The following is a 9,435-nucleotide window of genomic DNA, read 5'->3' as shown; positions in this document are numbered from 1 at the left end:
TAAATATGAAGGGTGAAGCAATCACTGAACGCGGTGTACGATATGTTTTAAATGATATTGTTAAACGAACAGCAGGCGTAAGTGAGATTCATCCCCACAAGCTCAGACATACATTTGCAACGCATTTATTGAATCAAGGTGCAGACCTAAGAACAGTACAATCGTTATTAGGTCATGTTAATTTGTCAACAACTGGTAAATATACACACGTATCTAACCAACAATTAAGAAAAGTGTATCTAAATGCACATCCTCGAGCGAAAAAGGAGAATGAAACATGAGTAATACAACATTACATGCAACAACAATTTATGCTGTAAGACATAATGGGAAAGCAGCTATGGCTGGAGATGGACAAGTAACGCTTGGTCAACAAGTCATCATGAAACAAACGGCAAGAAAAGTGCGACGTTTATATGAAGGTAAAGTGTTAGCTGGTTTCGCAGGTAGTGTAGCAGATGCGTTTACGTTATTTGAAAAATTTGAAACAAAATTACAACAGTTTAGTGGTAACTTAGAAAGAGCTGCTGTTGAATTGGCACAAGAATGGCGAGGCGATAAACAATTACGTCAATTAGAAGCTATGCTAATTGTAATGGATAAAGATGCTATTTTAGTTGTCAGTGGAACTGGCGAAGTTATTGCCCCAGATGATGACCTTATCGCTATTGGATCAGGGGGCAACTACGCATTAAGCGCAGGACGTGCATTGAAACGCCATGCATCGCATTTGTCTGCTGAAGAAATGGCATATGAGAGCTTGAAAGTAGCGGCTGATATTTGTGTCTTTACCAACGATAATATTGTTGTTGAAACACTATAATAATCAGAGCACGATAAATAATTACGACCAATTAATTTTAGTTAAAAGACGGAGGAATGAAATTAATGGATACAGCTGGAATAAGATTAACTCCAAAAGAAATCGTATCTAAATTAAATGAATATATCGTTGGACAAAATGATGCTAAACGTAAAGTGGCAATTGCCCTACGTAATCGATACAGAAGAAGTTTATTAGATGAGGAATCAAAGCAAGAAATTTCACCTAAAAATATTTTGATGATTGGACCAACCGGCGTTGGTAAAACTGAAATTGCAAGAAGAATGGCCAAAGTTGTCGGCGCGCCATTTATAAAAGTAGAAGCTACTAAATTTACTGAGGTAGGTTATGTAGGACGAGATGTTGAAAGTATGGTTAGAGATCTTGTTGATGTTTCAGTAAGATTAGTCAAGGCACAGAAAAAATCATTGGTACAAGATGAAGCAACAGCTAAGGCCAATGAAAAACTTGTTAAGTTATTAGTTCCAAGTATGAAAAAGAAAGCGTCTCAAACGAATAATCCTTTAGAGTCACTTTTCGGAGGTGCAATTCCAAATTTCGGACAAAATAACGAAGATGAAGAAGAACCACCTACTGAGGAAATTAAAACAAAACGTTCTGAAATTAAGAGACAGCTAGAAGAAGGCAAACTTGAAAAAGAAAAGGTAAGAATTAAAGTCGAACAAGATCCTGGTGCTTTAGGTATGCTAGGTACAAATCAAAATCAGCAAATGCAAGAGATGATGAATCAATTAATGCCTAAAAAGAAAGTTGAGCGAGAAGTTGCTGTTGAGACGGCAAGGAAAATCTTAGCTGATATTTATGCGGATGAACTAATTGATCAAGAAAGCGCTAACCAAGAAGCGCTTGAATTAGCAGAACAAATGGGTATCATCTTTATAGATGAAATCGACAAAGTTGCGACGAATAATCATAATAGTGGTCAAGATGTCTCAAGACAAGGTGTTCAAAGAGATATTTTACCTATACTTGAAGGTAGCGTTATTCAAACCAAATATGGTACTGTGAATACTGAACATATGCTGTTTATAGGTGCTGGAGCTTTCCATGTATCTAAGCCGAGTGACTTGATACCAGAATTGCAAGGTCGTTTTCCGATTAGAGTTGAACTTGATAGTTTATCGGTAGAAGATTTTGTAAGAATTTTGACAGAACCAAAATTGTCATTAATTAAACAATATGAAGCATTGCTTCAAACAGAAGAAGTTACTGTAAACTTTACCGATGAAGCAATTACTCGCTTAGCTGAGATTGCTTATCAAGTAAATCAAGATACAGACAACATTGGTGCACGTCGACTTCATACAATTTTAGAAAAGATGCTAGAAGATTTATCATTCGAAGCACCAAGTATGCCGAATGCAGTTGTAGATATTACCCCACAATATGTTGATGATAAATTAAAATCAATTTCAACAAATAAAGATTTAAGTGCATTTATTCTATAAAAATATACAAAAGGAGAAAAATTCATGAGCTTATTATCTAAAACGAGAGAGTTAAACACGTTACTTCAAAAACACAAAGGTATTGCGGTTGATTTTAAAGATGTAGCACAAACGATTAGTAGCGTAACTGTAACAAATGTATTTATTGTATCGCGTCGAGGTAAAATTTTAGGGTCGAGTCTAAATGAATTATTAAAAAGTCAAAGAATTATTCAAATGTTGGAAGAAAGACATATCCCAAGTGAATATACAGAACGATTAATGGAAGTTAAACAAACAGAATCAAATATTGATATCGACAATGTATTAACAGTTTTTCCACCTGAAAACAGAGAATTATTCATAGATAGTCGTACAACTATCTTCCCAATTTTAGGTGGAGGAGAAAGATTAGGTACATTAGTACTTGGTCGAGTACATGATGATTTTAATGAAAATGATTTGGTACTAGGTGAATATGCTGCTACAGTTATTGGTATGGAAATCTTACGTGAGAAGCATAGTGAAGTAGAAAAAGAAGCGCGCGATAAAGCTGCTATTACAATGGCAATTAATTCATTATCTTATTCTGAAAAAGAAGCGATTGAACATATCTTTGAAGAACTTGGCGGTACGGAAGGCCTATTAATCGCATCAAAAGTTGCAGATAGAGTTGGTATTACTAGATCTGTAATTGTAAATGCACTACGTAAATTAGAAAGTGCTGGTGTAATTGAATCACGTTCTTTAGGAATGAAAGGTACTTTCATTAAAGTTAAAAAAGAAAAATTCTTAGATGAATTAGAAAAAAGTAAATAAGTCGATGAGTCTGGGACATAATTCAATGTCCTAGTCGTGACGATGTTATCTTGGCAGTAGTCAACTCAACGAAATGACTTTGATGATTATGTTGAAGTCATTTCTTTATTTTTGTCTAATTTTCAATCAAATTGATATTTCACATTAACTTGATAGAATTACCTTTAAATTTATGGAAAAATGCTTGAAAAACATTTGCTTTAGACACGGCATTATGTTATATTTATTTTCGGCTATAAAGCCAATACACACATATCAAACGTGATTGTGTAAAGGGTGCAATATTTATATATTGTCTTTACAATAGTTTGCTATGGAGGTAATTAACCAATAGGAGGAATTTATAATGGCAGTAATTTCAATGAAACAATTACTAGAAGCGGGTGTTCACTTCGGTCACCAAACACGTCGTTGGAACCCAAAAATGAAAAAATATATCTTCACTGAGAGAAATGGTATTTATATCATCGACTTACAAAAAACAGTGAAAAAAGTAGACGAGGCATACAACTTCTTGAAACAAGTTTCAGAAGATGGTGGACAAGTCTTATTCGTAGGAACTAAAAAACAAGCACAAGAATCAGTTAAATCTGAAGCAGAACGTGCTGGTCAATTCTACATTAACCAAAGATGGTTAGGTGGATTATTAACTAACTATAAAACAATCTCAAAACGAATCAAACGTATTTCTGAAATTGAAAAAATGGAAGAAGATGGTTTATTCGAAGTATTACCTAAAAAAGAAGTAGTAGAACTTAAAAAAGAATACGACCGTTTAATCAAATTCTTAGGCGGAATTCGTGATATGAAATCAATGCCTCAAGCATTATTCGTAGTTGACCCACGTAAAGAGCGTAATGCAATTGCTGAAGCTCGTAAATTAAATATTCCTATCGTAGGTATCGTTGACACTAACTGTGATCCTGACGAAATTGACTACGTTATCCCAGCAAACGACGATGCTATCCGTGCGGTTAAATTATTAACTGCTAAAATGGCAGATGCAATCTTAGAAGGTCAACAAGGCGTTTCTAATGAAGAAGTAGCTGCAGAACAAAACATCGATTTAGATGAAAAAGAAAAATCAGAAGAAACAGAAGCAACTGAAGAATAATCAACTGTTGAATCTGACTTAGATATAGTTTAAATGGGTGATAAGATATTAATGCTTATCACCTTTTTTAAAAAGAAAATCGAGGCAAATTACAAATATTCAATTAGAGTATTGGCAATCTTGCCTATAATAATGCTAAAATCATAATATATAAAATGATAACTTATTGGAGGAATAATGAATGGCAACTATTTCAGCAAAACTTGTTAAAGAATTACGTAAAAAAACTGGCGCGGGTATGATGGATTGTAAAAAAGCGCTAACTGAAACTGATGGTGACATCGATAAAGCGATTGATTACCTACGTGAAAAAGGTATTGCTAAAGCAGCTAAAAAAGCAGACCGTATTGCGGCTGAAGGTTTAGTACATGTAGAAACTAAAGGTAACGACGCAGTTATCGTTGAAATCAACTCTGAAACAGACTTTGTTGCTCGTAACGAAGGATTCCAAGAGTTAGTTAAAGAAATCGCTAATCAAGTATTAGATACAAAAGCTGAAACTGTTGAAGCTTTAATGGAAACAACTTTACCAAATGGTAAATCAGTTGATGAAAGAATTAAAGAAGCAATTTCAACAATCGGTGAAAAATTAAGTGTTCGTCGTTTTGCTATCAGAACTAAAACTGATAACGATGCTTTCGGCGCTTACTTACACATGGGTGGACGCATTGGTGTATTAACAGTTGTTGAAGGTTCAACTGACGAAGAAGCAGCAAGAGACGTTGCTATGCATATCGCTGCAATCAACCCTAAATATGTTTCTTCTGAACAAGTTAGCGAAGAAGAAATCAACCACGAAAGAGAAGTTTTAAAACAACAAGCATTAAATGAAGGTAAACCAGAAAACATCGTTGAAAAAATGGTGGAAGGACGTTTACGTAAATACTTACAAGAAATTTGTGCTGTAGATCAAGACTTCGTTAAAAACCCTGATGTAACAGTTGAAGCTTTCTTAAAAACAAAAGGTGGAAAACTTGTTGACTTCGTACGCTATGAAGTAGGCGAAGGTATGGAAAAACGCGAAGAAAACTTTGCGGATGAAGTTAAAGGACAAATGAAATAATCTGTCATAAAGTAAAACAAGGAAGAAGACACCTTTAATGTTGCTTTATTAAAATGTAAATCATTCTAATAAAACGACAACTGTGTCTTCTTTACTTGTATATGTTACATATATTCACGATAGAGAGGATAAGAAAATGGCTCAAATTTCTAAATATAAACGTGTAGTTTTGAAACTAAGTGGTGAAGCGTTAGCTGGAGAAAAAGGATTTGGCATAAATCCAGTAATTATTAAAAGTGTTGCTGAGCAAGTGGCTGAAGTTGCTAAAATGGACTGTGAAATCGCAGTAATCGTTGGTGGCGGAAACATTTGGAGAGGTAAAACAGGTAGTGACTTAGGTATGGACCGTGGAACTGCTGATTACATGGGTATGCTTGCAACTGTAATGAATGCCTTAGCATTACAAGATAGTTTAGAACAATTGGATTGTGATACACGAGTATTAACATCTATTGAAATGAAGCAAGTGGCTGAACCTTATATTCGTCGTCGTGCAATTAGACACTTAGAAAAGAAACGCGTAGTTATTTTTGCTGCAGGTATTGGAAACCCATACTTCTCTACAGATACTACAGCGGCATTACGTGCTGCAGAAGTTGAAGCAGATGTTATTTTAATGGGCAAAAATAATGTAGATGGTGTATATTCTGCAGATCCTAAAGTAAACAAAGATGCGGTAAAATATGAACATTTAACGCATATTCAAATGCTTCAAGAAGGTTTACAAGTAATGGATTCAACAGCATCCTCATTCTGTATGGATAATAACATTCCGTTAACTGTTTTCTCTATTATGGAAGAAGGAAATATTAAACGTGCTGTTATGGGTGAAAAGATAGGTACGTTAATTACAAAATAAATTTAGAGGTGTAAAATAATGAGTGACATTATTAATGAAACTAAATCAAGAATGCAAAAATCAATCGAAAGCTTATCACGTGAATTAGCTAATATCAGTGCAGGAAGAGCTAATTCAAATTTATTAAACGGCGTAACAGTTGATTACTATGGTGCACCAACACCTGTACAACAATTAGCAAGCATCAATGTTCCAGAAGCACGTTTACTTGTTATTTCTCCATACGACAAAACTTCTGTAGCTGACATCGAAAAAGCGATAATAGCGGCTAACTTAGGTGTCAACCCAACAAGTGATGGTGAAGTGATACGTATTGCAGTACCTGCCTTAACAGAAGAGCGTAGAAAAGAGCGCGTTAAAGATGTTAAGAAAATTGGTGAAGAAGCTAAAGTATCTGTTCGAAATATTCGTCGTGATATGAATGATCAGTTGAAAAAAGATGAAAAAAATGGCGACATTACTGAAGATGAGTTGAGAAGTGGTACTGAAGATGTTCAGAAAGCAACAGACAATTCAATAAAAGAAATTGATCAAATGATTGCTGATAAAGAAAAAGATATTATGTCAGTATAAAACTAATATACAATGACATATTAAAATGCCAGTATTAAACGATAATGTAACATTTAAAATGGGCATGTTTAATTAAATCAAAGATGCATGTGATAATTTAAATTCACAATGAGCATAAAAATGGTGTTTAAACAAGTTAATTAAACATATACTTTATAAATAATAGGCATTAGGTATATTGCTATAATAAAGTTATGTAATTTTTAACCTCAGTATGTATGTCACATTTCTGGTGTAAACTGTACCGAGTCAGACTTTGGTACAGTTTTTTTATTTGCTTATTCAATGCATTAAATGAGTATGATAAAATGATAATGATTGTTTAGTAACTTATATTATATGACAGAGATGATCAGGCTCGGAGGAAAGACCATGTTTAAAAAGCTAATAAATAAAAAGAACACTATAAATAATTATAATGAAGAATTAGACTCGTCTAATATACCTGAACATATCGCTATTATTATGGATGGTAATGGGCGATGGGCTAAGAAGCGAAAAATGCCTAGAATTAAAGGCCATTACGAAGGTATGCAAACAATAAAAAAAATTACTAGGATAGCTAGTGATATTGGTGTTAAGTACTTAACTTTATATGCCTTTTCCACTGAAAATTGGTCAAGACCTGAAAGTGAAGTAAATTATATTATGAATTTGCCTGTCAATTTCTTAAAGACATTCTTACCGGAACTAATTGAAAAAAATGTCAAAGTTGAAACAATTGGATTTACTGATAAGTTGCCAAAATCAACGATAGAAGCAATTAATAATGCTAAAGAAAAGACAGCTAATAATACCGGCTTAAAATTAATATTTGCAATTAATTATGGTGGCAGAGCAGAACTTGTTCATAGTATTAAAAATATGTTTGACGAGCTTCATCAACAAGGTTTAAATAGTGATATCATAGATGAAACATATATAAACAATCATTTAATGACAAAAGACTATCCTGATCCAGAGTTGTTAATTCGTACTTCAGGAGAACAAAGAATAAGTAATTTCTTGATTTGGCAAGTTTCGTATAGTGAATTTATCTTTAATCAAAAATTATGGCCTGACTTTGACGAAGATGAATTAATTAAATGTATAAAAATTTATCAGTCACGTCAAAGACGCTTTGGCGGATTGAGTGAGGAGTAGTATAGTATGAAAGTTAGAACGCTGACAGCTATTATTGCCTTAATCGTATTCTTGCCTATCTTGTTAAAAGGCGGCCTTGTGTTAATGATATTTGCTAATATATTAGCATTGATTGCATTAAAAGAATTGTTGAATATGAATATGATTAAATTTGTTTCAGTTCCTGGTTTAATTAGTGCAGTTGGTCTTATCATCATTATGTTGCCACAACATGCAGGGCCATGGGTACAAGTAATTCAATTAAAAAGTTTAATTGCAATGAGCTTTATTGTATTAAGTTATACTGTCTTATCTAAAAACAGATTTAGTTTTATGGATGCTGCATTTTGCTTAATGTCTGTGGCTTATGTAGGCATTGGTTTTATGTTCTTTTATGAAACGAGATCAGAAGGATTACATTACATATTATATGCCTTTTTAATTGTTTGGCTTACAGATACAGGGGCTTACTTATTTGGTAAAATGATGGGCAAACATAAGCTTTGGCCAGTAATAAGTCCGAATAAGACAATCGAAGGATTCATAGGTGGCTTGTTCTGTAGTTTGATAGTGCCTCTTGCAATGTTATATTTTGTAGATTTCAATATGAATGTATGGATATTACTTGGAGTGACATTGATTTTAAGTTTATTTGGTCAATTAGGTGATTTAGTGGAATCAGGATTTAAGCGTCATTTCGGCGTTAAAGACTCAGGTCGAATACTACCTGGACACGGTGGTATTTTAGACCGATTTGACAGCTTTATGTTTGTGTTACCATTATTAAATATTTTATTAATACAATCTTAATGCTGAGAACAAATCAATAAACGTAAAGAGGAGTTGCTGAGATAATTTAATGAATCTCAGAACTCCTTTTGAAAATTATACGCAATATTAACTTTGAAAATTAGACGTTATATTTTGTGATTTGTCAGTATCATATTATAATGACTTATGTTACGTATACAGCAATCAATTTTAAAATAAAAGAAATTTATAAACAATCGAGGTGTAGCGAGTGAGCTATTTAGTTACAATAATTGCATTTATTATTGTTTTTGGTGTACTAGTAACTGTTCATGAATATGGACATATGTTTTTTGCGAAAAGAGCAGGCATTATGTGTCCAGAATTTGCGATCGGTATGGGGCCAAAAATTTTTAGTTTTAGAAAAAATGAAACACTTTACACTATTAGGTTATTGCCTGTTGGTGGATATGTTCGTATGGCAGGAGATGGCTTAGAAGAGCCACCAGTCGAGCCCGGTATGAACGTTAAAATTAAACTGAATGAAGAAAATGAAATAACACATATCATATTAGATGATCATCATAAGTTTCAACAAATTGAAGCAATCGAAGTTAAAAAATGTGATTTTAAGGATGACTTATTCATAGAAGGTATCACTGCTTATGATAATGAAAGACATCATTTTAAAATTGCTAGAAAGTCTTTCTTTGTTGAAAATGGTAGCTTAGTTCAAATTGCTCCGAGAGACAGACAATTTGCACATAAAAAGCCATGGCCGAAATTTTTAACATTATTTGCGGGACCGTTATTTAACTTTATATTAGCTTTAGTCCTATTTATTGGTCTTGCATATTATCAAGG

General features: G+C 33.4%; 13 protein-coding genes. All 13 read left to right on the top strand.

Annotated elements, in window-relative coordinates; genetic code table 11:
• On the top strand, positions 1-281 hold a 281-nt coding region (locus tag IDG60_RS20420; RefSeq protein WP_206161122.1), incomplete at its 5' end, for a tyrosine-type recombinase/integrase.
• Positions 278-823 (top strand): ATP-dependent protease subunit HslV, encoded by a 546-nt coding sequence (gene hslV / locus IDG60_RS20415; protein WP_000072681.1) that lies wholly within the window; start codon positions 278-280, stop codon positions 821-823. The genes IDG60_RS20420 and hslV, both read left to right, overlap by 4 nt.
• A 65-nt stretch (positions 824-888) precedes the next feature.
• Positions 889-2,292 carry an ATP-dependent protease ATPase subunit HslU gene (hslU, locus tag IDG60_RS20410; protein WP_000379048.1) on the top strand — a complete coding sequence of 468 codons (1,404 nt, stop codon included), beginning with the start codon at positions 889-891 and terminating at the stop codon, positions 2,290-2,292.
• Between the two features lie 24 nt (positions 2,293-2,316).
• Positions 2,317-3,090, top strand: coding sequence for a GTP-sensing pleiotropic transcriptional regulator CodY (gene codY, locus IDG60_RS20405; RefSeq protein WP_000055337.1), 774 nt, complete (start codon positions 2,317-2,319; stop codon positions 3,088-3,090).
• Positions 3,091-3,163: 73 nt separating this feature from the next.
• Positions 3,164-3,238 carry a hypothetical protein gene (locus IDG60_RS20400; protein ID WP_031761472.1) on the top strand — a complete coding sequence of 25 codons (75 nt, stop codon included), beginning with the start codon at positions 3,164-3,166 and terminating at the stop codon, positions 3,236-3,238.
• Positions 3,239-3,436: 198 nt separating this feature from the next.
• Positions 3,437-4,204: a 30S ribosomal protein S2 gene (gene rpsB / locus IDG60_RS20395; protein ID WP_000268484.1), complete on the top strand. Its 768-nt coding sequence runs from the start codon at positions 3,437-3,439 to the stop codon at positions 4,202-4,204.
• 33 nt (positions 4,205-4,237) lie between these two features.
• On the top strand, positions 4,238-4,351 hold the full coding sequence (locus IDG60_RS20390; protein WP_001789890.1) for a hypothetical protein: 114 nt from the start codon (positions 4,238-4,240) through the stop codon (positions 4,349-4,351).
• Positions 4,352-4,385: 34 nt separating this feature from the next.
• A complete protein-coding gene (gene tsf, locus IDG60_RS20385) occupies positions 4,386-5,267 on the top strand; it encodes a translation elongation factor Ts (RefSeq protein WP_000201392.1) in 882 nt (293 codons plus the stop codon).
• A 136-nt stretch (positions 5,268-5,403) separates the two neighbouring features.
• Positions 5,404-6,126 (top strand): UMP kinase, encoded by a 723-nt coding sequence (pyrH, locus tag IDG60_RS20380; protein WP_000057330.1) that lies wholly within the window; start codon positions 5,404-5,406, stop codon positions 6,124-6,126.
• Positions 6,127-6,144: 18 nt separating this feature from the next.
• A complete protein-coding gene (gene frr / locus IDG60_RS20375; RefSeq protein WP_001280006.1) occupies positions 6,145-6,699 on the top strand; it encodes a ribosome recycling factor in 555 nt (184 codons plus the stop codon).
• Positions 6,700-7,071: 372 nt separating this feature from the next.
• Entirely contained in the window at positions 7,072-7,842 is a 771-nt protein-coding gene (locus IDG60_RS20370) for an isoprenyl transferase (RefSeq protein ID WP_000473699.1), read from the top strand.
• Between the two features lie 6 nt (positions 7,843-7,848).
• A complete protein-coding gene (locus IDG60_RS20365; RefSeq protein WP_000868413.1) occupies positions 7,849-8,631 on the top strand; it encodes a phosphatidate cytidylyltransferase in 783 nt (260 codons plus the stop codon).
• 211 nt (positions 8,632-8,842) lie between these two features.
• A partial coding sequence (locus IDG60_RS20360; RefSeq protein WP_206161121.1) for a site-2 protease family protein occupies positions 8,843-9,435 on the top strand: 593 nt, incomplete at its 3' end.

This window comes from Staphylococcus sp. EG-SA-2 (assembly GCF_017152085.1).
This window is presented reverse-complemented; position numbering and strand designations above follow the sequence as displayed.

Excerpts from the sequence above, each read along its gene's own strand:
- hslV (WP_000072681.1), top strand. The coding sequence starts at position 278 with ATGAGTAATACAACATTACATGCAACAACAATTTATGCTGTAAGACAT.
- hslU (WP_000379048.1), top strand. The coding sequence starts at position 889 with ATGGATACAGCTGGAATAAGATTAACTCCAAAAGAAATCGTATCTAAA.
- codY (WP_000055337.1), top strand. The coding sequence starts at position 2,317 with ATGAGCTTATTATCTAAAACGAGAGAGTTAAACACGTTACTTCAAAAA.
- rpsB (WP_000268484.1), top strand. The coding sequence starts at position 3,437 with ATGGCAGTAATTTCAATGAAACAATTACTAGAAGCGGGTGTTCACTTC.
- IDG60_RS20390 (WP_001789890.1), top strand. The coding sequence starts at position 4,238 with ATGGGTGATAAGATATTAATGCTTATCACCTTTTTTAAAAAGAAAATC.
- tsf (WP_000201392.1), top strand. The coding sequence starts at position 4,386 with ATGGCAACTATTTCAGCAAAACTTGTTAAAGAATTACGTAAAAAAACT.
- pyrH (WP_000057330.1), top strand. The coding sequence starts at position 5,404 with ATGGCTCAAATTTCTAAATATAAACGTGTAGTTTTGAAACTAAGTGGT.
- frr (WP_001280006.1), top strand. The coding sequence starts at position 6,145 with ATGAGTGACATTATTAATGAAACTAAATCAAGAATGCAAAAATCAATC.
- IDG60_RS20370 (WP_000473699.1), top strand. The coding sequence starts at position 7,072 with ATGTTTAAAAAGCTAATAAATAAAAAGAACACTATAAATAATTATAAT.
- IDG60_RS20365 (WP_000868413.1), top strand. The coding sequence starts at position 7,849 with ATGAAAGTTAGAACGCTGACAGCTATTATTGCCTTAATCGTATTCTTG.